We start from the raw sequence: 22,750 nt of genomic DNA, 5'->3' as shown, positions 1-22,750 counted from the left end.
CGGTGTGAGGCAGGTCGCGCCCGGAGACCGGTGTGTGGCCGGTCCGGGTGTGCCGACCCGGCCCGGATCGAAGCACGGGCGCCGCCCGCACCGTACGAGGCGCGCCGCCGGAGCCGCGCCACCGACCCGTGTGACATCGCGTACCCCCGCAGAGAGCCCTCAAGCCGACGACCCGTCAGCCATCCGTACCCGTCACACTCACGGGCCTGAGGTGTCACGCTCGTACCGCGTACGACATCACCCCGCACCCGCGTGTTCCGGCCACGGTCTCCCACTCGTCATGTACGCGCCCCTACGATCGGCCCGCACCGACGTCGACGGCAGGAGGCCCTGATGGGAACGCAGGAGTCGGACGAGCAGGCGGGCGGCACCGGACGGCGCGCGCTCCTCGGAGCGGCGGTGCTCGGCGCGGGCGGAGCCGTGTTCGGCCTGTCCGGCACGGCGAGAGCCGCCGGCACCGGGCACGGCGGGGGCCACGGCGGCGGCCTGGGGGGTCTGCCCGTCCCGACGGTCATCGGCCACCGCGGCGCCAGCGGCTACCGCCCCGAGCACACCTTCGGCTCCTACGAACTGGCCCTCGACATGGGTGCCGACATCGTCGAGGCCGGGGACCTGGTCCCGACCAGGGACGGTCACCTCGTCTGCCGCCACGAGCCCGAGATCGGCGGCACCACCGACGTCGCCGACCACCCCGAGTTCGCCGACCGCGAGCGCACCAAGCTGCTCGACGGCGTCTCCACCACCGGCTGGTTCACCGAGGACTTCACCCTCGCCGAGCTGAAGACGCTCCGCGCGACCGAGCGCATCGCGGCCAACCGCCCGCACAACACCCTCTACGACGGCCGCTGGGAGATCCCCACCTTCGAAGAGGTGCTCCGCTGGCAGAACGAGCAGACCCGCAGGCGGGGCAGGCAGGTCTGGATCTACCCCGAACTCAAGCACCCCACCTACTTCCGCAAGCTGGGCCTGGGCACGGAGGAGCGCCTCGCGCGCCTGCTGCGCAAGTACGGCAAGGACCGCAAGGACTCGCCCGTCATCATCCAGTCCTTCGAACCCACCAGCATCCAGCGGATGAACAGGCTCGTCGGCAACCCCCTCGCCGTCCTGCTGTCCGGCGCGAACAGCCGCCCCTGGGACTTCGTCGAGACCGGCGACCCGCGCACCACGGCCGACCTGATCACGCCGAAGGGCCTCAAGGAGATCGCCTCCTACGCACAGGGCATCGGCCCCACGCTCGACCTGATCATCCCGAAGGACGCCGCGGGCCGGCTCACCGAACCGACGACCCTGGTCCGCGACGCGCACCGCGCCGGCCTGATCCTGCACCCCTACACCATGCGCAACGAGAACCCCTTCCTGCCCGCCGAGTTCCGCAAGGGCGGCGACCCCGACGCCTACGGCGACGTCTTCGGGGCGTTCCGCACCTACTTCGCCACCGGCATCGACGGCATCTTCACCGACAACCCGGACACCGGCGTGCTCGCCCGCGAGGACTTCGTCAACGACTGAGCGCCCGCCCCCGGTTGGAGTGAGCTTCGGCCGCCCGGGCAACCCGCCGCCCGGGCGGCCGCGTCGACGTCCGTATGACGCACGACCTGGTCACCTCCCTGAGCCCCCTGCTCACCGCCGAGGCCGCGGCCGAGGCACATGCGTCCGGAGCGGAGCCCGGCGACCTGGAACAGGCGGTCTGGCTGCGCCTGCTGGAACGCCTGGAAGCCGACGGCCCGCCCTCCGACCCGCACCGCTGGCTGCGCCGCGCCGTCCGCACCGAGGCCCGCCGCACCCGCCGGACGACCCGGCGCGAGCGGCCGTACGAGACCGAGCCCGCCGGTGCCGCCGAGCACGATCCCGAGCAACTCGCCCTCGCCGCCGCCCGGCACCGCGCCCTGCGCGACGCGGTGCGCAGGCTGCCCGGCCGCTGCCCCCGGCTGATGGAGGCGCTGTTGTCGCGGAGAGACCTCACATACCGGGAGATCGCGGGGGAGTTGGGTATCTCACAGGGCAGCCTTGGACCGGAACGTTCCCGATGTCTGGGATGTCTGCGCCGATTGTTGACGCCGGAGGTTGCGGCCCGCTGAGGACGGGGATAGGAGTGGGGGACCACAGGTGATCAGGTGAGCGGGAGGCATGCGCACATGGGCATGAGCGTGACCATCTCGGCGGCGACCGAAAAGGACGCCGAGCAGATCTTCCGGTTGCAGTACCTCTGCTTCCAGAGCGAGGCGGCGCTGTACGGCAACTACCGCATCGACCCGCTCGTCCAGACCCTGGACTCCGTGCGCGGCGAGGTCGCCGCCGACTGCGTCTACGTGGCGCGGCTCGGCGAGGAGGTCGTCGGCTCGGTGCGCGGCCGGGTGAGCGAGGACGGCGCCGCCGCCATCGGCAAGCTGTGCGTCCATCCCCGGCTCCAGGGACACGGCATCGGAGCCCGTCTGCTGCGGGCCGCCGAGGCCGCCCTCGCCGACGAGCGGGGCGCCAAGCGCTTCCGCCTGCACACCGGACACCGCAGCGAGAGCGGCCTGCGGCTGTACCGGCGGGTCGGCTACGAGACGGTCGGCACCGCCCAGGGCGACGACGGCGTCCCCATGATCGTCCTGGAGAAGCCCGCCACGGCGTACGCGACGACCGCCTGACCCACCGCCGGGACCGTGCGGCGGCGTTACGCGGTGCGGGCCCGGCGCAGCCAGTAGAGGGCGGACAGCGGCAGCAGCACGGGAATGAACAGGTAGCCCATCCCGTAGTCGGACCACACGGTCGCGTCGTGGAAGGCGGACGGCTCCACCATCGTCCAGGTGCCGACCGTCAGCACGCCCACCAGCTCGGCGGCGCAGCACACCACCGCCGCCCTGCGGGCCGTCTCGCCGCCGCGCACCAGCGTGTAGGTGATGAACCCGTACACGAGCCCCGCCAGGGCGGACAGCGTGTAGGGCAGCGGTGCCCGGTCGAACTCGGTCGCGATCTGGTACGCGGAGCGGGACACGGCGCCGACCACCATCACGCCGTACAGCCACACCAGCAGGATCCCGGGCCCGCCGATCAGCCGCGCACCGGCCGGCTTCTCCTCCGTGGCCACCACGTCAGCCTCCCCAGATGTCATAGAGCCGCACCTCCAGGACGGCGAGGACGACGCCGCCCGCGGCCACCGTCACCGAGCCCCAGCGGGTGCGCTCGGCCAGCGACATGAACCCCGCCGCCGGAACACAGGCGAAGGCGCCCAGCAGATACGCCACGAAGATCGTCGTGCCCTGGTCCGGCTCCTCGCCCCGCGCCAGCTGCACGATCCCGACCACGAGCTGGACCAGCGCCAGCAGCGAGACCACGGCCATGCCGATGAAGTGCCAGTCCTTGGTCGGCTGGTCACGGTAGGCCGCCCAGCCGCACCAGGCGGCGAGCAGCAGCGCGGCGACACCGGTCACCAGCGTCAGGGCGTCAAGCATGGCAGCGAGCCTATTACGGTCCAAAAGGCCCGCCGTCCCCGGCCCCGCCCCCCGCACCCGGCACAGACCCGCGGCGGACCCGTAGGGTCGGGGGCATGAAGCTCCACGCACAGGCCCTGCTGTTCGACAACGACGGAACCCTCGTCTCCTCCCTCGAGTCCGTGGGCCGCTGCTGGACGCGGTGGGCCGGTGAGTACGGGATCACCGCGGAGGAGTTCTCACGGGTCGAACTGCACGGCCGGACCGCCGCCGAGATAGCCGCCGACCTGCTCCCCGCCCACGCCGTGCCGCAGGCCGTCGCGCGGATCGAGCAGCTGGAGGTCGAGGACGTGCCGAACGGCGGCGTGCGACTGCTGCCCGGCACCCGGGACTTCCTCGACGCGCTGCCCGCCGATCGCTGGGCCGTGGTCACCTCCGCGACCCGGCGGCTCGCCGAGGCCCGGCTCGCGGCCGTCGACGTCCTCCCCAAGAACCTCGTCGCCGCCGACGACGTCACACGCGGCAAGCCCGACCCCGAGCCCTACCTGCTGGGCGCCCGCGTCCTGGGCGTCGACCCGGCCGACTGCGTCGTCTTCGAGGACGCCCCCGCCGGTCTCCGGGCCGGCCGCGCCGCCGGGATGCGGACCGTGGCGTTGGCCACAACCCACCGGCCCGGTGAACTCGAGGCCGACCTGGTGGTCACCGACCTGTCGGCCTTGTCCCCACTGGTCACCGACGCGGGCATCGAGATCGTCGTCCGGGGCTGATCCACCGGCCCGCGACCACCCACCGTCCACCGCTGTCCACCATGCGGACAGCGGCGTCCGGTCACGAGCACACGTCTGCTTTACTGATCGCATGAGCACGACGAGCGACCGCACCCCTGCGACCGAGGCGACGATGACGCCCGGTGCTCGTTGTATGTGCCGCATCGCTCCTCGCACGTGTCGAATGTGCGCCTTCTAGAGGGCCCCTGCACCACCTGAGCCTCGCGCCCCGAAGCGAGCGCCGCTCATGACCGCCACCGCGCCCCGCGCACGCGGCTGAGCCACGCCCCGCGCACACGTTTCTCCCCGGTCAGCCGGGTCGCACCGCCACCGCGAGAACGTGCCGCGTTCCGAAGGACCCCAAGCCCCCGAAGAACAACGCCCCGTGCCCGGCGCCCACCACCGCGCCGCGCACTCGACAGTGACGGAAACCCACGTGATCACCACATCGGGCCTCACGAAGGTCTATCGCTCACGCGGCCGCGAGGTCACCGCCCTGGACGGCGTCGACCTGCACGTCCGCGAGGGCGAGGTCTACGGCGTCATCGGCCAGTCCGGCGCCGGCAAGTCCTCGCTCATCCGCTGCGTCAACCTCCTGGAGCGGCCCACCGCCGGCACGGTCACCGTCGCCGGCCAGGACCTCACCGCGCTGGCCGGCCGCGGCCCCCGCGCGGGCCGCGAGCTGCGGCAGGCGCGCAGCCGTATCGGCATGGTCTTCCAGCACTTCAACCTGCTCTCCGCGCGGACCGTGCGGGACAACGTCGAACTGCCGCTGGAGATCCTCGGCAAGTCCGGGAAGGAACGTTCCCGCAAGGCGCTGGAGCTGCTCGACCTCGTCGGCCTCGCCGACAAGGCGGGGGCCTACCCCGCCCAGCTCTCCGGCGGCCAGAAGCAGCGCGTCGGCATCGCCCGCGCCCTGGCCGGCGACCCCAAGGTGCTGCTCTCCGACGAGGCGACCAGCGCCCTCGACCCGGAGACCACCCGCTCCATCCTCCAGCTGCTGCGCGACCTGAACCAGCAGCTCGGTCTGACCGTCCTGCTCATCACCCACGAGATGGACGTCGTCAAGACCATCTGCGACTCCGCCGCACTCATGGAACACGGCCGCATCGTCGAGTCCGGAACCGTCGGCGAACTCCTCGCCACCCCGGGCTCCGAACTGGCCGCCGCGCTCTTCCCGGTCGGCGGCGACGCCTCCGCCGACGACCGCACGGTCCTCGACATCACCTTCCACGGCGAGGCCGCCACCCAGCCGGTCATCTCCCAGCTCTCCCGCACCTACAACATCGACATATCGATCCTCGGCGCCGCCATCGACACCGTCGGCGGCCTCCAGGTCGGCCGGATGCGCATCGAACTGCCCGGCCGCTACGAGGACAACGTCGTGCCCGTCGGCTTCCTGCGCGAACAGGGCCTCCAGATCGACGTGGTGAACGCGACGAGCGAGGCGCCGTCCGCGCTGGTGAAGGAAGGTGCCAAGTGACCTGGTCCGAGATGCAGCCCCTGCTGGAGCAGGCCTCCTGGGAGACCCTGATCATGGTCGGCTGGTCCACCCTGATCGCCGTCGTCGCCGGGCTCCCGCTCGGTGTCCTGCTCGTCCTCAGCGACCGGGGCGGACTGCTCCAGAACGTCGTGGTCAACAAGGTCGTCGGCCAGGTCGTGAACGTGGGCCGCTCGATGCCGTTCATCATCCTGATGGTCGCGCTGATGAGCTTCACCCGCTGGGTCACCGGCACCACCATCGGCAGCGAGGCCGCGATCGTGCCGCTCGCCATCGGCGGCATCCCGTTCTTCGCGCGCCTCGTCGAGACCGCCGTGCGCGAGGTCGACGGAGGGCTCGTCGAGGCCGTCCAGTCCATGGGCGGCAACACCTGGACCATCGTCCGCAAGGTCCTGGTCCCCGAGGCGCTCCCGTCCCTGATCGCCAGCACCACCACCACGGTCATCGCGCTCATCGGCTACTCGGCCATGGCCGGCACCGTCGGGGGCGGCGGCCTCGGCGACCTCGCCGTCCGCTACGGCTACCAGCGCTTCGAGACCGGGCTGATGTGGATCACCGTCGCGCTCCTCGCCGTCGTCATCTCCCTCATCCAGTTCGCCGGCGACTACGCGGCCCGCACCCTGCACAGCCGCGGGCGCGGCGGCGCCGCCCCCAGGCTCCGGCTGCTCAAGGCGAAGGAACCGGCCGCCGCCGACATCGGCAAGGTCGCCTGACCCGCCCCTCCCCAAGACTCCCCGTTGTACCGAGACGGGGTCGCACCACCTCAGGAAAGGCACTTTTCGTGCGTAACACCGCCAAGATCACCACCGCCGTCCTCGCCACCGGAGCCCTCACCCTCGGCCTCTCCGCCTGCGGCTCGGACAAGGACTCCGCCTCCGACACCTCCGGACCGCTGGTCGTCGCCGCGACGCCCGTCCCGCACGCCGAGATCCTCAGCTACGTCAAGGACAACCTGGCGCAGAAAGAGGGCCTCGACCTGGAGGTCAAGGAGTTCACCGACTACGTCACGCCGAACACGGCGACGGAGGACGGCTCGGTGGGCGCCAACTACTTCCAGACCGAGCCCTACCTCGCGGACTTCAACAAGAAGAACGGCACGCACCTGAAGTCCGTGGCCTCGGTGCACCTGGAGCCGCTCGGCCTGTACTCCCACAAGGCCGACAAGGCCGGCGACCTGAAGAACGGCGCGACCATCGCCCTGCCCAACGACACCGTCACCGAGGCCCGCGCGCTGCAGCTGCTCGCCTCCGAGGGCCTGATCACCCTCAAGGACGGCGCGGGCAACTCGGCCACCACCGCCGACATCACCAAGAACCCGAAGAACCTCGAGTTCAAGGAGCTGGAGGCGGCCCAGACCCCGCGTTCCCTGAACGACGTCGACGCCGCGGTCATCAACGGCAACTACGCCCTCGAGGCCGACCTCAAGCCGGCCAAGGACGCCCTCGTACTGGAGTCCGCCAAGGACAACCCGAACGTCAACCTCCTCGTCGTCAAGGAGGGCCAGGAGAACGACCCGCGGGTGAAGAAGCTCGCGAAGCTCCTCACCTCGCCCGAGGTCAAGAAGTACATCGAGGACAACTTCGCCGGGTCCGTGCTCCCCTCCTTCTGATCCGTCCCTGCTCCGATCCCGATCCCAGCAGCGCGTCCCGCACCGGGTCCGCTCCGCACGCGCGGTGCGGACCCGGTGGTGCGGCCGAGTGCTTTCATGCTGCATGCTGGGCAGTTCGAGCAGGCCCTGACGGTTACACAGGTTACGGAGCGGCGCATGACGAGCACCTTCCCCAACATCTCCATCAGCACGGAGCGGTTGGTGCTGCGCCCCCTCGACGAGGACGACGTCCCCGCCCTCGCCGCCATGATGAACGACGAGCAGGTCGCCGCCTGGACCCACGTCCCCCAGCCCTTCACCGAGGACGGCGCCCGCACCTGGATCGGCGACCACGCCCCGGCCGAGCGCACCGCCGGCCGCGGCCTCGACCTCGCCGTCACCGAGTTCCTCACCCAGCGCCTGGTCGGCGTCGTGCAGCTGACCAAGACCAACTGGCACGTCCGGTCCACCGAACTGTCGTACATCGTCGCCCCCTGGGCCCGCGGCGAGGGATACGCCTCCGAGGCGGCCCTGGCCACCGCCCAGTGGCTCTTCGGCGACCAGAAGTTCGAACGCCTCGAACTGCGCACGGCGGCCGACAACACCGCCTCCCAGCAGGTCGCCCAGAAGATCGGCTGCATCAGTGAGGGAGTCCTGCGCAACGCCTGCATAGCGCGGGTCCGCACCGAGGACGGCCTCTGGACGGACGTACGCACCGACTTCATCGTGTGGAGCCTGCTGCCGGAGGACCTGGAGGGTGGGTCCGGGCAGCTCACCGAGGACGGCGACTTCACCGCCTTCACGGACTGGAACTGACCCCCGGGGGCCGACGCCGCCGCTCCGCGACCGGGCCGCAGCGGGTACCCTCACGGGGCGCGCCCGCGCATGGTTTCGCGACCACGACCTGCGAAATTCCTGGAGACTGACGACGATGGCCGACCGTGTCACGGTGATCGGCTGGGACGGTTCACCGCTGACCGCCGCGGCACGCTCCGCACTGGGTGCCGCCACGCTGGTGGCCGGTGCGGCCCACCACCTGGCACTTCCCGAGGTACCGCCCACCGCCGAGCGCATCCGTCTCGGCAGCGTGGCCCTCGCCGCCCGGCGCATCGCCGCCCACCGCGGCACGACCGTCGTCCTCGCCGACGGCGACCCCGGCTTCTTCGGCGTCGTACGCACCCTGCGGGCGCCCGAGTTCGGCCTGGAGGTGGAGGTCGTCCCCGCCGTCTCCTCCGTGGCCGCCGCCTTCGCCCGCGCCGGGATGCCCTGGGACGACGCCCATGTGGTCGTCGCCCACCCCCGCACCCTGCGACGGGCGGTGAACGTATGCCGGGCCCACACCAAGGTCGCGGTTCTGACCTCCCCGGGCGCCGGGCCCGCCGAACTCGGCCTGCTGATGGAGGGCGTCCACCGCACCTTCGTCATCTGCGAGGAACTCGGCACCACACGCGAGCGGGTCACCGTCGTCACCTCCGACAAGGCCGCCGACCACACCTGGCGCGACCCGAACGTCGTCATCGTGGCCGGCGGCAGCGTCGGGCCGGGCGTGGCACCCGACGGCGCCGGCTGGATCGCCGGCCGCGACCCCGCCGCCGGACCGCGCGGCTGGTCCCTGCCCGCCGAGGCGTACGCCGGCCCGCTGGGCGAGGGCGAGACCGACCTGCTGCGCACGGCCCAACTCGCCAGGCTCGGGCCCCGCCCGGGGGACCTGGTGTGGGACATCGGCTCCGCCAGCGGCGCCTTCGCCACCGAGGCGGCACGTGGTGGCGCCGCCGTCATCGCGGTGGACCGCGACGCCGACGCCTGCGCCCGCACCGAGGCCACCGCACGCCACTTCGGGGTCCAGCTCCAGGTCGTGCACGGCACCGCGCCGCACGTCCTGGAGAACCTGCCCGAACCCGACGTCGTCCGCGTCGGCGGCGGGGGAGCGGCCGTGGTCTCCGCGGTCGCCGACCGGCGCCCGCAGCGCATCGTGGCGCACGCCGCGACCCGTGACGCGGCCGAACTCGTCGGCAGGGACCTGACGGAGCACGGGTACCGGGTCGAGTGCGCCCTGCTCCAGTCCGTCGGACTGGACACCCGGGCGTGGACGGAGACGGAGCGGAGCGTCGCGTTCCTGCTCACCGGGGTCCTTGTGGACCGCGCCCCGTGATCGGTTGTTCATACCGCGCGAGGTAGGCTGGCGGATTGTTGTACCGCACTCGGACACCCGGCACTTCGTCGGCCGATGTCCGCAAAAACCCGCACCTTCCGGGCCGGGTGTGGTACGGCAGAACCGGAGGACGCGCAACGTGGCGCAGTCCACAGCGGGCCGTCGCGGATCAAGCTGTCGTGGCGGGGGAACGACCGCGACAATGGCACTCAATGGCTTTGTCGTCTTTTCCCGCGGGTCGTTCGTGCCGCTGGGCACGCACGCTCGTTCTTCACTGTGGGGCGGTCGGTGCGCCGCCCCGGGTGAGCTGGTCGTAGAAGCACTAACCGATGGGCGAGGGGTTACGCATGACCGACACCGGCCAGATCCCCGGCGAGGGGCTGCCGGAGAACGCAGGCATGGTGGAGCAGCCGGGCGTCCCCGCACCCGGCGCGTACACCTACCTCTCCGAGGCCGAAGCCGAGGACGAGGACCTGTTGTTGCTGCCGGGAGCCCAGGGCGCGTGGGGCAACGAGGTGGCGCCGCCCGCGCCGGAGCCGGTCGTCGAGACCGTGCACCAGCCGGGCCCTCACGAGCTGTCCGGACGTGACAGCGGCTCGGTCGACCTCAACGGCGTCCGCCTGCCCGATCCGGCGCAGGACCCCGCGACCGCCCCGGTCCCGCCGCGCAGGCCCCTGCACCTCGGCCCGCCGATTCCCGACACCTCCGCCAGCCCGGTCCGCTCCCTCGCCGACCGCGGCCCGGCCGACGCTCCGGTACGGCACTCCGGACCGCCGGCCGCCGGGCCGGAGTACCTCGACGGCCAGCAGGCCGCCGCGACGCCTCCGCAGGCCGCCGCGCCCTGGGGAGCGCAGAGCGAGCCACAGACCGCGCAGGCGCCGGTGAGCGCCTCGGCGGGGCATGCGGAAACGGTTATTCCGGTACCGGAGCAGGCATCCGAGCCGCTGGGCGCCGCCCAGGCGCTCGTCACGCGCGTCGCCACGGAGGCCGTCGCGGCGACGGGTGGAACGGGCACGCCCGAGGCCGAGTCCGGCGAGGAGTCCGCGCCGGTGGCCGAGATGCCCGGCCCGGCGGAGGAGCCCGCCCCCGAGCCGGCCGCCACGGAGCCCGCCCCCGAGCCGGTCGTCGCGGAGCCTGCCCCCGAGCCCGTTTTCGCGGAGTCCACCCCCGAGCCGGTCGCCACGGACGCCGTGGCCCCGGCGGCTGACGCGGGCCAAGAGGCCCAGGCGGCCGAAGAAGCCGACGTGACCGACGTGGTCTCCGAACCGTCGGCTCCCGAGCAACCGGCGGCGTGGGAGGAATCCCGGCCCGCAGACGCTCCCGCGCTTCAGGAGGCCCCGCCGGCCGAGGCTCCCGCGCCTCAGGAGGCCCCGCCCGCCGAGGCTCCCGCGCTGCAGGAGGCCCCGCCCGCCGAGGCTCCCGCGCTGCAGGACGCCCCGGACACGCCGGTCGCGGACATGCCCGCGCCGCCCGTCCCGACGGCCGAACCCGCCCCCGAGGTCACCGAGCCCGAACCGGCCCCGGTCCCGGAGGCACCGGCGGCCACCGAACCGCCCGCACCGGTGCAGCAGGCCCAGGTGCCGCAGCCCGAACCGCAGGCACCCCCCGTACCGCAGGCCGTACCGCAGGATTCGGCACCCGCGCAGCCGGACGTCGTGGCCGCCGCGCAGCCGCTCGCCGAGCCCGCCCCCGAAGCCCACCCCACCGCCGAACAGGCCCCGGACGCCCCGCAGGAGGACGTGCCCCAGGACGTGGCCGTGTTCCCCGCCCCGCCCGAGCCCGCGGACACCGCCGCGACCCCGGTCGCCGCCACCGCCGAACAGCCGCGGCCCGAGCAGGCGCCCGTCGCCCGGGAGCCGCAGCCCGACGACTCCGTCGGCCAGTTCCTGCCGGTCGACGGTGCTCCGGTGCCCACCACCCCGCACCTCGCCCCCACCCCGCCGGAGGCGCTCGTCCTCCCGCCGGAGGGCCTGGCCGCGGAGCCCGGCACCGAGGACCCCGCGACGGTCCCCGCCGCACCCGAGGTCCCGGCCCCCCGCGAGGCCGACCCGGGCCTCGCCCAGAGCGCCGACGACCTGGACACCCACGCCGCCGACCAGGACGACCTCGTCGACGCCGCCGCTCCGGCGCCGGAGCAGACGGCGTCCCAGGACGTACGCCGGTCCGCCGGACCCGCGGCGCCCGCCTACGACGACGCCGAGCGCGAGGCCGTACTGAAGGTCATGCGCGAGCGCCGCGACATCCGCAACGGCTTCCGCGGCGACCCCATCCCGCACGAGGTGCTGCTCCGCGTCCTGGAGGCCGCGCACACCGCGCCCTCCGTGGGCCACTCGCAGCCCTGGGACTTCGTCGTCATCCGCTCCGCCGACACCCGCCGCGCCATGCACGAACTGGCGATGCGTCAGCGCGAGGCGTACGCGAAGTCCCTCCCCAAGGGCCGGGCCAAGCAGTTCAAGGAACTGAAGATCGAGGCCATCCTCGACACCCCGGTCAACATCGTCGTCACCGCCGACCCGACGCGCGGCGGCCGGCACACCCTGGGCCGGCACACCCAGCCGCAGATGGCGCCGTACTCCTCCGCGCTCGCCGTCGAGAACCTCTGGCTCGCCGCCCGCGCCGAGGGCCTCGGCGTCGGCTGGGTCAGCTTCTTCGACGAGCGCGAGATGGTCCGTGCCCTGGGCCTGCCCGAGCACCTGGACGTCGTCGCCTACCTGTGCGTCGGCTACGTCGACGAGTTCCCGGACGAGCCCGAGCTGATGCAGGCCGGCTGGTCCAAGCGCCGCCCGCTGTCCTGGGTCGTGCACGAGGAGACGTACGGCCGCCGCGCCCTGCCCGGCGAGGCACCGCACGACCTGCTCGCCGAGACCGTCGCGCAGATCCGCCCGCTGGACGCCAAGGCGCTCGGCGAGGCGTGGGAGCGGCAGAAGCGGATGACCAAGCCGGCCGGCGCGCTCGGCATGCTGGAGATCATCTCCGCCCAGCTCTCCGGTCTCTCCCGGCAGTGCCCGCCGCCCATCCCGGAGCCCGCGGCCGTCGCGGTCTTCGCCGGCGACCACGGGGTGCACGCCCAGGGCGTCACCCCCTGGCCGCAGGAGGTCACCGCCCAGATGGTGGCCAACTTCCTCGGCGGCGGAGCGGTCTGCAACGCGTTCGCGACCCAGGTCGGCGCCGAGGTCTGCGTCGTGGACGTCGGCGTCGCCACCGACCTGCCCGCGACGCCCGGCCTGCTGCCCCGCAAGGTCCGGGCCGGCACGTCCGACATGACCACCGGCCCCGCGATGACCCGCGAGGAGGCCAAGCAGGCCGTCGAGGTCGGCATCGAGACCGCCCGCGACCTGGTGGCGGCGGGCAACAAGGCCCTGCTCACCGGCGAGATGGGCATCGCCAACACCACCGCGTCCGCCGCGCTGATCTCCGTCTTCACCGGCGCCGACCCCGCCGAGGTCACCGGCCGGGGCACCGGCATCAACGACGAGACGCTGGCCCGCAAGACCGAGGTCGTCCGCCGTGCCCTGGAACTCCACCAGCCGGACCCGGCCGACCCGCTGGGCGTCCTCGCCGCCGTCGGAGGGTTCGAGCACGCCGCCATCGTCGGCCTGCTCCTCGGCGGCGCCTCCCTGCGCACACCGGTGATCCTGGACGGCGTCAGCGCCGGCGCCGCCGCCCTGGTGGCCCGGGCGATCGCCCCCGAGGTCCTCGCGGCCTGCATCGCGGGCCACCGCAGCGCCGAGCCGGGACACGTCGCCGCGCTCAACAAGCTCGGCCTGCGTCCCCTGGTCGACCTGGACCTCCGCCTCGGCGAGGGCACCGGCGCGCTGCTGGCCCTGCCGATGGTGCAGAGCACCGCGCGGGCGATGCACGAGGTGGCGACCTTCGACTCGGCCGGGGTCACCGAGAAGTAGCACCGCGACGCGCCGGACGGGGCGGAGCGGGACCGGGCGGCGGCACATCCGTCGCCCCGTCCCGCCACCGCCCGGGCCCGGCCGTACGCTGGACCGACCTCGTGCCGCCCGTGCACGTCTTTTACAATCCGCACGTATCCCCACGTCAGGGCCGCTCCACCGACGCAGCGCCCACCGCATGTCAGGACGAGGAGCCCACCCTGATGGCCGAACACCCCGCCTACCCCGTAGGCCTCCGCCTCACCGGCCGTCGCGTGGTCGTCCTCGGCGGCGGTCAGGTCGCCCAGCGCCGCCTGCCCGCCCTGATCGCGGCCGGCGCCGACGTCCTCCTCGTCTCCCCCTCGGCGACCGCCTCGGTCGAGGCGATGGTCGACGCGGGCGAACTCACCTGGGAGCGACGCCGGTACGCGGAAGGCGACCTCACGGACGCCTGGTACGCCCTGATCGCCACCAGCGACGCCGAGGCCAACGCCGCCGCCTCCGCCGAGGGCGAGCGGCGCCGCGTCTGGTGCGTCCGCGCCGACGACGCCGACCGGGCCACCGCGTGGACCCCGGCGTCCGGCCACAGCGCGGGCGTGACCGTGGCCGTGCTCACCACCGACGCGCGCGAACGGGACCCCCGCCACACCGCCGCCATCCGCGACGCGGTCGTGGAGGGCCTGCGCGACGGGACGCTCGTCGCCCCGCACCAGCGCACCCGCGCCACCGGCGTCGCCCTCGTCGGCGGCGGCCCCGGCGACCCGGACCTGATCACCGTCCGGGGACGCCGCCTGCTCGCCGAGGCCGACGTCGTCATCGCCGACCGGCTCGGCCCGCGCGACCTGCTCGCCGAGCTGCCGCCGCACGTCGAGGTCATCGACGCGGCCAAGATCCCGTACGGGCGTTTCATGGCCCAGGAGGCCATCAACAACGCGCTGATCGAGCACGCCAAGCAGGGCAAGGCCGTGGTCCGCCTGAAGGGCGGCGACCCGTTCGTCTTCGGCCGGGGCATGGAGGAGGCGCAGGCGCTGGCCGAGGCGGGCATCCCGTGCACCGTCGTCCCCGGCATCTCCAGCTCCATCTCGGTGCCCGGCGCGGTCGGCATCCCGGTCACCCACCGCGGCGTCGCCCACGAGTTCACCGTCGTCAGCGGCCATGTCGCCCCCGACGACGAGCGCTCCCTGGTCGACTGGGCGTCCCTCGCCAAGCTCACCGGCACCCTCGTGATCCTCATGGGCGTCGACAAGATCGGCCGGATCGCCGAGACCCTCGTCGCGCACGGCAGGTCCCCCGGGACGCCGGTCGCCCTGGTCCAGGAGGGCACGACGGCCGCCCAGCGCCGGGTGGACGCGACCCTCGCCACCGTCGCCGACCGGGTCGTCTCCGAAGGCGTCAGGCCCCCGGCCGTCATCGTCGTCGGCGAGGTCGTCGGCGTGGGCCCGCACGGGACGGTCTGACATGGGCGACATCGTCACCGTCGACGACCCCGGCGACCCGCGCCTGCACGACTACACGAACCTGACCGACGTCGAACTGCGCCGTCGCCGCGAACCCGCCGAGGGCCTGTTCATCGCCGAGGGCGAGAAGGTCATCCGCCGGGCCGGCGAGGCGGGCTACGCGATGCGCTCGATGCTGCTGTCCGCCAAGTGGGTCGACACCATGCGCGACGTCATCGAAGCGGCCCCGGCCCCGGTGTACGTCATGGACCCCGTGCTCGCCGAGCGGGTCACCGGCTACCACGTCCACCGCGGCGCCCTCGCCTCCATGCAGCGCAGGCCGCTTCCGGCCGCCGCCGACGTGCTGCGCACCGCCCGGCGCGTCGTGGTCATGGAGTCGGTCAACGACCACACCAACATCGGCGCGATCTTCCGCTCCGCCGCCGCCCTCGGAATGGACGCGGTCCTGCTCTCCCCGGACTGCGCCGACCCGCTGTACCGGCGCAGCGTGAAGGTCTCCATGGGCGCGGTCTTCTCCGTGCCCTACGCCCGCCTCGACACCTGGCCTGCCGGGCTGGAGACGGTCCGCGAGGAGGGATTCTCGCTGCTCGCCCTCACGCCGGACGCACGGGCCGAGCCCCTGCACGAGGTCGCCCCGCACCGCATGGAGCGGGTGGCCCTCATGCTGGGCGCCGAGGGCGACGGGCTGTCCCGCCGCGCGCTGGCCGCGTCCGACACCTGGGTCCGCATCCCGATGTCGCACGGCGTCGACTCCCTGAACGTGGGCGCGGCGGCGGCGGTCGCCTTCTACGCGGTGACGGTGGGCCGCCCCACGGCGTAGCCCGCGGCTACCGCCCCGGTGCCGGGTCCCCGGAGCGGGATCCGTCGCCGGGCACCTGCACCCGCTCCTGAGCCGCCCGTACGACACCGCGGTCGTCGCCGAGCCCCTGGGCCGGGCCCTGGCAGCCCTGCGCGACGGCGATACCCAGCGCGACCAGCAGCGTCACCACCACGAAGACGAACAGGCGCTGCCGCAGCAGCCGCGGATTCGCGGGGCGGCGCCGCCCGGTTCCCGTGGTTCTCGGCCCGGTGCGGCCGGTACCGCTGCGCGGCCCCGGACGGCCGCCGTCGTTGCGTGCGCCACCGCGGCCGGCGCCGTCCCGGGGGACGGGCGTGGACCGGGACGAGGAACGGGCGCCCGTACCGCCGTTGCGCGACGGCGTACCGCCACGCGCGGGCGTACCCCCACGCGACGGAGTGGCGCGCCGGGGCGCCGGCCCACGGGATCCCGGGGTGCTCCGCGGCGCCGGGGTGCCCTGCGTACGCCGTGGCGCGCGCTCGGGGTAGGTGTCGGTGAGCCGTCCCGTCGGCAGGTCGGCCTCCGCGCTGCGCGGCGCCGGCGGCCGGGCGTCGGCCAGGCCCTGGGCCTCGCGGGCGGCGATCTCCTTCAGCCGCAGCGACAGTTGCAGCGTGCTGGGGCGCTCCTCGGGGTCCTTGGCCAGGCACGCCCGCACCAGCGGGGCCAGCGCGTCGGGAACGCCGTGCAGCTGGGCCTCCTCGTGCACCACGCGGTACAGCATCACCTCGGAACTGCCGTGCCCGAAGGGCGAGTCGCCCATCGAGGCGTACGCCAGGGTGGCACCGAGCGAGAACACGTCCGTGGCCGGCGTGACCGCCGCCCCGCGCACCTGCTCCGGCGCGAGGAACCCGGGGGAGCCGACCGCGGTGCCCACGTGGGTGAGGGTGGAGGCGCCCGTCGCCCAGGCGATGCCGAAGTCGATGATCCGCGGCCCCTTCGGGGACAGCAGGATGTTGGACGGCTTCAGGTCCCGGTGCACCACCCCGGCCTCGTGCACCGCGACCAGGCCCTCGGAGAGGGCGGCGCCCACGGCGGCGACGTCCGCCGCTCCGAGCGGGCCCCCGTCGACGACCTTGTCGTGCAGGGAGGGGCCGGGCACGTACTGCGTGGCGAACCAGGGGCGGTCCGCGTCCAGGTCGGCGGCGACCAGCCGGGCGGTGCAGCCGCCCCGGATCCGCCGGGCCGCCGAGACCTCACGCGCGAAGCGCGACCGGAACTCCTGATCCTCCGCCAGGTCCGGCCGGATGACCTTCAGCGCGACCCGCTGCCCCTTCTTGTCGGAGCCCAGGTAGACCACGCCCATCCCACCCGCGCCCAGCCGCCTGTGAAGCCTGAACGAGCCGACGACGCGCGGGTCCTCGCGCCTCAGGCGCATCATCGCCATGTTCATCCCCGCTGCCCGGTCCCTGTGACGAGCCACAGCTTACGTTTCCACGGCCGCCCGCGCGCAGAGGCCGCGCCCTCTCGCGACGACGGATTGTCAGTGCCCGGTGCGACAGTTGAGGGGCGGTCAGGGAACCGGCGAGCGGTCCGCCCCCGGCCCGCCGGTGATCCCAACCGGCCGTCACGGGCGGGGGATTGGGTCCGCGAAGGGAGGCCGGGCCGGACGGGCGGCGGACGCGGGGAAGACGCGGGGTGCCTGCCGTGCGGGCCGGTCCGGGTCGGGCGGCCGGCAAGGACGGGGGCGTACGGGGCGTTGTCGGAAGTGAGCGAAGTCACCGGACGGCCCGGAGATACCGGGGCAGGGCGGGCACCCCGTCCGGGAAGACCCCGAGTCCCGGGACCCGGTCTCCACCCAGGGGAGTACTCGGCTGGTCATGGCTCATCCTCCGGGAGGCCCGGCAATCGGTACGAGGGCATGACGCCCGGCGATCCCCGGACACCTAGATTTGAGGTCAAGCGGCGGGTGGCAGCACTCGTCCCCCGAGGTCAGACACCCGCCGCTGCCAAGGACAACGGAATCGGTCAGGAGAGGGACCATGGCCCAGACGCTGCCGCGGACGCTGGTCCGCACGCGGGAGACCCGCAGTCAGGGCCGCCGCCACCCCGCGGTGGCGACGCTCATGGCCCTGCCCCTGGCGGTCCTGCTCCTCCTCGTCTTCGACGGGTGGGAGACAGTGGCCACACAAGCGTCGTCCGTGGGTGTGGTGCTGGGGCGCTGAGCGGCGCCCCGGGCCCGGAAGAGCGGTCCGGGCGGGGACATCCATCCATGAAACCCCGTGGGGACGGGGGTGCGGCGGACGGCAAGAATGCCGGCGCAGCTGGGGAGCTGCGCCGGCATTGCCGTGTCCGGGGAAGCGGTGCGTACCCTCACCCGGTGACCACGGACGCCCTCCTCCCCGCCCTCGCGGCCCGCGTCAGGGCGACGGCCCACGCCGACACCCCGGCCTGTGCCTGCGGCGCGGCCACCCTCACCACCCTGGCCGACCGTCCGGACGCCACCGTCGTCCGGCACGCCGGCGCCGTCGCCAAGGCCCACGCGGCGGACGCCGACCCCGCCGCCCTGGCCCTCCGCGTCGAGGTCGCCGCCGGGCTCCCCGGCGTCCTCCTGCCGCCGCTCGCCCCCGCACCCGTGACGCTGCACGGGCGGCTCGTCACCTCCTGGCCGTACGGCACCCCCGTTGACCCCGAGGATCCGGACGCGGCGCCCTGGGAGGCGGCGGCCGTACTCCTCGCGCGCCTCCACCGGGCGCCGGTGCCCGCCGCCGTGCCCGCGACGCGCGGACCCTCGAAGGCGGCCCAGGCCGTCGCCCGCCTCCGGGCCGGCGCCCCGGACCACCCCGCCACCGATCCCGTGCTCCGGGCCTGGGCCGACCTGCCCGCCTGGGCGCGCGGCGAGGCCGCCCCGCCGGCGGCGGCCGGCCTGGTCCACGGCGACTTCCACCTCGGCCAGCTCGTCCGCCACCCCGTCCCCGGAGGGCCCTGGCTGCTGATAGACGTCGACGACCTCGGCACCGGCGTCCCGGCCTGGGACCTGGCGCGCCCGGCGGCCTGGTACGCCTGCGGACTGCTCCCGCCCGACGAGTGGCACCGCTTCCTGACCGCATACCGCGCCGCCGGCGGCCCCGCCGTCCCCTCCGAGGGCGATCCCTGGCCCGCGCTGGACGTCCCGGCCCGCGCCCTCACCGTGCAGACCGCCGCCCGCTCCGTCACCAAGGCGGTCGCGGCGAACCGGCCCCTGGACGAGGTGGAGCTGCCCCTGGTCGACGCCTGCGCGCGCATGGCCGCCGTCCGCCCTCGCGCCCCGGGCGGTTGAGCCGAATTTCCGCGAAGTAGGGTGCAACCGACCCGCTGCCGGACAGAGTCTGTCCTGGCGATACGCGAAGCAGGACCGACCGGCGAGGAGTTGAGCCGTCCATGCAGTGCCCCAAGTGCCACGCACCGATGCACACCTACAACCGCAACGGCGTTCAGATCGAGCAGTGCAGCGGCTGCCGCGGGATCTTCCTCGACTACGGCGAGCTGGAGTCGCTGACCCGCCTGGAGGCCCAGTGGTCCCAGTCCGCTCCGCCGCCGGCCCCGCCCGCCGCCCCGCAGGCGTACCCGGCCGCGCAGCAGCCCGCCTGGGGTGCCCCGCACGGCGGCCACGGCCACTACGGTCACCACCGTCAGAAGGGCTTCGGCCGGATGCTCTTCTCCAGCTGATCCGGCCCTCCGGCCGATCCGGACACGACGAAGCCCCGGCCGTACGAGACGGCCGGGGCTTCGGTGGGTGTGGACGATACTGGGATTGAACCAGTGACCTCTTCCGTGTCAGGGAAGCGCTCTCCCGCTGAGCTAATCGTCCGGGAGTACTACCGGTGCTGCGTGCGCGATACTGGGATTGAACCAGTGACCTCTTCCGTGTCAGGGAAGCGCTCTCCCGCTGAGCTAATCGCGCGGGGATCCTTGCGGATCGGTGATCCTTGCGGACCAGTGGACGATACTGGGATTGAACCAGTGACCTCTTCCGTGTCAGGGAAGCGCTCTCCCGCTGAGCTAATCGTCCTTGGAGGTGGAGACGGGATTTGAACCCGTGTAGACGGCTTTGCAGGCCGTTGCCTCGCCTCTCGGCCACTCCACCAGGAGTGTAGGAGGTCCGGGAGACCCCCTGTTCCTGCGAGCGGACGACGAGGCTCGAACTCGCGACCTCAACCTTGGCAAGGTTGCGCTCTACCAACTGAGCTACGTCCGCCTGTCGATTCGGTCCGCTTGCGCGGCCGGCGACGTGATGAACTCTAGCGGAAACCGGGGCCAGTACAAAAACGCGTTTGTGCAGCGTGCTGCGGTGCGTCCCCTCGCGGACCTGGTCAGGGCTCCCGGAAGGACACGTTCGGGTGCCCTCCGGGACACCGGCCTAGACTCGGGCACGTGCACGACCTCCCTCCTCTCGCCCGCTTCGGCGACCGCGTCGCCACCGGCCTCCTCGACGTCACGAGCGATCCCGCCGCTCTGGAGTCCGAGGGTTTCTGGGCCGTCTGCGCGGACTTCGAGGGCCGTACGACCTGCGCACGCTTCGCGGACGTACGGACCGAGCCGGTGCCGGCGCCCGCACCGGGGCGGTGGCACGGACCCGCCGTCGGTGACTGGACGTCCTCCCTCGACCGCGCCGCGTACACGGCGGCGGTCCGGCGTATCCGCGAGCACATAGCGGCCGGCGAGGTCTACCAGGCCAACCTCTGCCGGGTCCTCTCGGCGCCCCTCGCCCCCGACGCCGACGTGGACGCCCTCACCGCCCTGCTGGCCCGGGGCAACCCGGCGCCGTACGCCGGCACGATCCGGCTGCCCGGACACGGCGTCGAGATCGCCACCGCCTCGCCCGAGCTGTTCCTGCGCCGGGACGGCCGGGCCGTGGAGTCCGGGCCGATCAAGGGGACCGGGCGGACCGAGGGCGACCTGCTGGAGAAGGACTACGCCGAGAACGTCATGATCGTGGACCTGGTCCGCAACGACGTCGGACGGGTCTGCGCCACGGGCAGTGTGACCGTCCCCGACCTCTGCGCCGTCGAGAAGCACCCCGGCCTGGTCCACCTGGTCTCGACCGTACGCGGCGAACTGCGCGCGGGCGCCGGCTGGCCGGAGCTGTTCGACGCGGCCTTCCCGCCCGGGTCCGTCACCGGCGCGCCCAAGTCGAGCGCCCTGCGGATCATCGACGCCCTGGAGACCGCGCCGCGCGGCCCGTACTGCGGGGGCGTCGGCTGGGTCGACGCGGACCGGGGCACCGGCGAGCTGGCCGTCGGCATCCGGACGTTCTGGACCGACCGGACCGAGGGGCTGCTGCGCTTCGGCACCGGCGCCGGCATCACCTGGGGGTCCGACCCGGACGGCGAATGGCGGGAGACCGAACTGAAGGCGTCCCGGCTGCTCGCGGTAGCGTCGGGGGCGTACGAGGTCACCGGAAGTGGAGAGGCGCTACCGACGTGAAGATCTGGCTCGACGGCGGGCTGCAGGACATGGAATCCGCCCGCGTCTCCGTCCTCGACCACGGGCTCACCGTGGGCGACGGCATCTTCGAGACGGTGAAGGCGGTGGCCGGCCGGCCGTTCGCGCTCACCCGCCACCTGGACCGGCTGACGCGCTCGGCCCGCGGCCTGGGCCTGCCCGACCCCGACCTCGACGAGGTGCGCCGCGCCTGCGCCGCCGTCCTCGCGGCCGACCCGGTGCCGCTGGGACGGCTCCGCATCACCTACACCGGCGGCCACGGCCCCCTCGGCTCCGACCGCGGCGAGCACGGCCCGACCCTGGTCGTGGCCCTCGGGGAGACGAGCCGCCGCCCCGACTCCACGGCCGTCATCACGGTGCCGTGGACCCGCAACGAACGCGGCGCGCTGACCGGCCTGAAGACCACCTCCTACGCCGAGAACGTCGTCGCCCTGGCCCGCGCCCGGGAACGGGGCGCCTCCGAGGCGCTGTTCGCCAACACGGTCGGGCAACTCTGCGAGGGCACCGGCTCCAACGTCTTCGTCGTCCTCGACGGAGAGATCCACACCCCGCCGGTCGCCTCCGGCTGCCTCGCCGGCATCACCCGCGCCCTTGCCGTCGAGTGGAGCGGCGCCCGCGAGACCGACCTCCCGCTGGACGTACTGGAACGCGCCGACGAGGTCTTCCTGACCTCCACGCTGCGGGACGTGCAGGCCGTGCACCGGGTAGACGACCGCGAACTCCCGGGCGCTCCCGGACCGGTGACCGCCAAGGCCATGCGGGTCTTCGAGGAGCGCTCCGGGGACGACCTGGATCCCTGAGCGCGGATATTGGGCTGCCGTTCGGCCTCTTCGATGGGTAGAACTGCCCTGATGACCACGACCCTGCGGCCGACCGAGCCGCTCCAGCGCGCCGCCGACGGGACGCGCTCCCGCCGCTACCAGGTGTGCGTGAACAGCCGCCCCGTCGGTGCCATACACCTCGGCACCTCACGCTCCCTCGGTGAATCGGTGGCTGTGATCCAGCAGCTGCGCATCGACGAACCGGACCGCCGTCGGGGCCGGGGCACGGTGGCCGCGCTCGCCGCCGAGGAGATCGCGCGCGGCTGGGGCTGCCGGCAGATCGAGGTGGGCGTCGCCGCCGACGCGGAGGCCGGCGCCCGCCTCGCGCAGGCGCTCGGGTACGTCCTGCGCAACCGCGGCATGACCAAGCAGCTCGGCGACACCCCGCCCGCCCTGCCCGAGGGCAGCCGCGCCCGGCCGATGACACCGGACGAGTTCGAGGCCTGGCGGGCCTACGAGTCCGAGCAGTACGCCCGCACCTGGATGGAGCGGGGGCTGCCGGAGGCCGAAGCGCGCGCCAAGGCCCGCCGTGACCACGAGGTGCTCCTGCCGCGGGGGCTGGCCACGGAGAACACGCTGTTCAACGTGTTGGAGCACGAGGGGACCAGGGTCGGGATCCTCTGGCTCGCGCTGCACGAGGACCGGGCCTTCGTCTTCGACGTCGAGGCGGACGAGGCCCATCGGGGCCGCGGGCACGGGCGCACCCTGATGCTGCTGGCCGAGGGCCGGGCGATCGGCGCCGGCCGGCCCCTGATCGGCCTCAACGTGTTCGCGGGGAACACCGCGGCCGAGCGCCTCTACGAGTCGCTCGGCTACCGGACCACGCGGTCCCTGTTCTACAAACCGCTGCTGTAGGCGCGGTGGAGGACCGGCGCGACTCGGGGGTGGACGCCGGTCACGGGACGGCC

General features: G+C 73.6%; 21 protein-coding genes and 5 tRNA genes. 18 read left to right on the top strand and 8 right to left on the bottom strand.

Going from position 1 to position 22,750, the window contains the following annotated elements:
* Positions 1-333 precede the first annotated feature (333 nt).
* The 3 genes from ACZ67M_RS32870 (at position 334) to ACZ67M_RS32860 (ending at position 2,633) form a co-directional block, all read left to right on the top strand.
* A complete protein-coding gene (locus ACZ67M_RS32870; RefSeq protein ID WP_392104062.1) occupies positions 334-1,509 on the top strand; it encodes a glycerophosphodiester phosphodiesterase in 1,176 nt (391 codons plus the stop codon).
* A 74-nt stretch (positions 1,510-1,583) separates the two neighbouring features.
* On the top strand, positions 1,584-2,078 hold the full coding sequence (locus tag ACZ67M_RS32865) for an RNA polymerase sigma factor (protein ID WP_125494037.1): 495 nt from the start codon (positions 1,584-1,586) through the stop codon (positions 2,076-2,078).
* Positions 2,079-2,135: 57 nt separating this feature from the next.
* Positions 2,136-2,633: a GNAT family N-acetyltransferase gene (locus tag ACZ67M_RS32860; protein ID WP_122617247.1), complete on the top strand. Its 498-nt coding sequence runs from the start codon at positions 2,136-2,138 to the stop codon at positions 2,631-2,633.
* 26 nt (positions 2,634-2,659) lie between these two features.
* Here the strand turns inward: ACZ67M_RS32860 and ACZ67M_RS32855 are convergent, their stop codons facing one another.
* Entirely contained in the window at positions 2,660-3,076 is a 417-nt protein-coding gene (locus ACZ67M_RS32855; protein ID WP_125494046.1) for a hypothetical protein, read from the bottom strand.
* A 1-nt stretch (position 3,077) separates the two neighbouring features.
* The gene (locus ACZ67M_RS32850; RefSeq protein ID WP_122617245.1) at positions 3,078-3,437 is read right to left on the bottom strand and encodes a hypothetical protein; all 360 of its coding nucleotides are present in this window, start codon (positions 3,435-3,437) and stop codon (positions 3,078-3,080) included.
* Positions 3,438-3,532: 95 nt separating this feature from the next.
* On the opposite strand from ACZ67M_RS32850, the gene ACZ67M_RS32845 reads away from it, so the two are divergent.
* The 9 genes from ACZ67M_RS32845 to ACZ67M_RS32805 all read left to right on the top strand — a co-directional run bounded on the left by ACZ67M_RS32845 (position 3,533) and on the right by ACZ67M_RS32805 (position 15,582).
* Positions 3,533-4,183, top strand: coding sequence for an HAD family hydrolase (locus ACZ67M_RS32845; RefSeq protein WP_161327552.1), 651 nt, complete (start codon positions 3,533-3,535; stop codon positions 4,181-4,183).
* A gap of 436 nt (positions 4,184-4,619) precedes the next feature.
* The gene (locus tag ACZ67M_RS32840; protein ID WP_385797067.1) at positions 4,620-5,666 is read left to right on the top strand and encodes a methionine ABC transporter ATP-binding protein; all 1,047 of its coding nucleotides are present in this window, start codon (positions 4,620-4,622) and stop codon (positions 5,664-5,666) included.
* Complete coding sequence (locus tag ACZ67M_RS32835; protein WP_161327554.1) at positions 5,663-6,397, top strand: methionine ABC transporter permease; 735 nt, start codon at positions 5,663-5,665, stop codon at positions 6,395-6,397. Before ACZ67M_RS32840 ends, ACZ67M_RS32835 begins: the two co-directional genes overlap by 4 nt.
* Before the next feature lie 68 nt (positions 6,398-6,465).
* Positions 6,466-7,293, top strand: a complete 828-nt coding sequence (locus tag ACZ67M_RS32830; protein ID WP_361360801.1) for a MetQ/NlpA family ABC transporter substrate-binding protein — start codon at positions 6,466-6,468, stop codon at positions 7,291-7,293.
* Positions 7,294-7,449: 156 nt separating this feature from the next.
* Complete coding sequence (locus ACZ67M_RS32825) at positions 7,450-8,088, top strand: GNAT family N-acetyltransferase (protein ID WP_361360803.1); 639 nt, start codon at positions 7,450-7,452, stop codon at positions 8,086-8,088.
* 115 nt (positions 8,089-8,203) lie between these two features.
* Positions 8,204-9,424, top strand: coding sequence for a precorrin-6y C5,15-methyltransferase (decarboxylating) subunit CbiE (gene cbiE, locus ACZ67M_RS32820; protein WP_361360805.1), 1,221 nt, complete (start codon positions 8,204-8,206; stop codon positions 9,422-9,424).
* Between the two features lie 347 nt (positions 9,425-9,771).
* Positions 9,772-13,326, top strand: coding sequence for a nicotinate-nucleotide--dimethylbenzimidazole phosphoribosyltransferase (gene cobT, locus ACZ67M_RS32815; protein WP_469853852.1), 3,555 nt, complete (start codon positions 9,772-9,774; stop codon positions 13,324-13,326).
* A 203-nt stretch (positions 13,327-13,529) separates the two neighbouring features.
* Positions 13,530-14,762, top strand: coding sequence for a uroporphyrinogen-III C-methyltransferase (gene cobA / locus ACZ67M_RS32810; protein ID WP_392104066.1), 1,233 nt, complete (start codon positions 13,530-13,532; stop codon positions 14,760-14,762).
* A 1-nt stretch (position 14,763) separates the two neighbouring features.
* Positions 14,764-15,582 (top strand): TrmH family RNA methyltransferase, encoded by an 819-nt coding sequence (locus tag ACZ67M_RS32805; protein WP_469853851.1) that lies wholly within the window; start codon positions 14,764-14,766, stop codon positions 15,580-15,582.
* A 7-nt stretch (positions 15,583-15,589) separates the two neighbouring features.
* Here ACZ67M_RS32805 and ACZ67M_RS32800 read toward each other — a convergent pair whose 3' ends face one another.
* A complete protein-coding gene (locus ACZ67M_RS32800; protein ID WP_392104068.1) occupies positions 15,590-16,990 on the bottom strand; it encodes a serine/threonine protein kinase in 1,401 nt (466 codons plus the stop codon).
* A 589-nt stretch (positions 16,991-17,579) separates the two neighbouring features.
* On the opposite strand from ACZ67M_RS32800, the gene ACZ67M_RS32795 reads away from it, so the two are divergent.
* The 3 genes from ACZ67M_RS32795 (at position 17,580) to ACZ67M_RS32785 (ending at position 19,245) form a co-directional block, all read left to right on the top strand.
* Positions 17,580-17,762 (top strand): hypothetical protein, encoded by a 183-nt coding sequence (locus tag ACZ67M_RS32795; protein ID WP_125490898.1) that lies wholly within the window; start codon positions 17,580-17,582, stop codon positions 17,760-17,762.
* Positions 17,763-17,917: 155 nt separating this feature from the next.
* The gene (locus tag ACZ67M_RS32790; RefSeq protein WP_469853850.1) at positions 17,918-18,856 is read left to right on the top strand and encodes a phosphotransferase family protein; all 939 of its coding nucleotides are present in this window, start codon (positions 17,918-17,920) and stop codon (positions 18,854-18,856) included.
* Positions 18,857-18,957: 101 nt separating this feature from the next.
* Positions 18,958-19,245 carry a TFIIB-type zinc ribbon-containing protein gene (locus ACZ67M_RS32785; protein ID WP_469853849.1) on the top strand — a complete coding sequence of 96 codons (288 nt, stop codon included), beginning with the start codon at positions 18,958-18,960 and terminating at the stop codon, positions 19,243-19,245.
* A gap of 70 nt (positions 19,246-19,315) precedes the next feature.
* Here ACZ67M_RS32785 and ACZ67M_RS32780 read toward each other — a convergent pair.
* From ACZ67M_RS32780 to ACZ67M_RS32760, 5 genes are all read right to left on the bottom strand, one after another.
* Positions 19,316-19,387: transfer RNA gene (locus tag ACZ67M_RS32780), tRNA-Val, on the bottom strand.
* Positions 19,388-19,408: 21 nt separating this feature from the next.
* Positions 19,409-19,480 (bottom strand) — tRNA-Val (locus ACZ67M_RS32775).
* A 36-nt stretch (positions 19,481-19,516) separates the two neighbouring features.
* A tRNA-Val gene (locus ACZ67M_RS32770) sits at positions 19,517-19,588 on the bottom strand.
* 1 nt (position 19,589) lies between these two features.
* Positions 19,590-19,663 (bottom strand) — tRNA-Cys (locus tag ACZ67M_RS32765).
* A gap of 38 nt (positions 19,664-19,701) precedes the next feature.
* Positions 19,702-19,774: transfer RNA gene (locus tag ACZ67M_RS32760), tRNA-Gly, on the bottom strand.
* A 176-nt stretch (positions 19,775-19,950) separates the two neighbouring features.
* On the opposite strand from ACZ67M_RS32760, the gene ACZ67M_RS32755 reads away from it, so the two are divergent.
* Genes ACZ67M_RS32755 through ACZ67M_RS32745 form a run of 3 tightly spaced genes read left to right on the top strand, consistent with a single transcriptional unit; the run spans position 19,951 to position 22,697 of the window.
* Positions 19,951-21,003 carry a chorismate-binding protein gene (locus ACZ67M_RS32755; protein ID WP_469853848.1) on the top strand — a complete coding sequence of 351 codons (1,053 nt, stop codon included), beginning with the start codon at positions 19,951-19,953 and terminating at the stop codon, positions 21,001-21,003.
* A complete protein-coding gene (locus ACZ67M_RS32750; RefSeq protein ID WP_361360821.1) occupies positions 21,000-21,821 on the top strand; it encodes an aminotransferase class IV in 822 nt (273 codons plus the stop codon). The genes ACZ67M_RS32755 and ACZ67M_RS32750 overlap by 4 nt, the downstream gene beginning before the upstream one ends.
* Before the next feature lie 51 nt (positions 21,822-21,872).
* The gene (locus ACZ67M_RS32745; protein ID WP_385797050.1) at positions 21,873-22,697 is read left to right on the top strand and encodes a GNAT family N-acetyltransferase; all 825 of its coding nucleotides are present in this window, start codon (positions 21,873-21,875) and stop codon (positions 22,695-22,697) included.
* Positions 22,698-22,750: the final 53 nt, after the last annotated feature.

The sequence above is a fragment of the Streptomyces sp. NPDC107500 genome (genome assembly GCF_055582785.1).
Note: the sequence above shows the minus strand (reverse complement) of the source record. Positions and strands in the feature narration are given on the sequence as shown.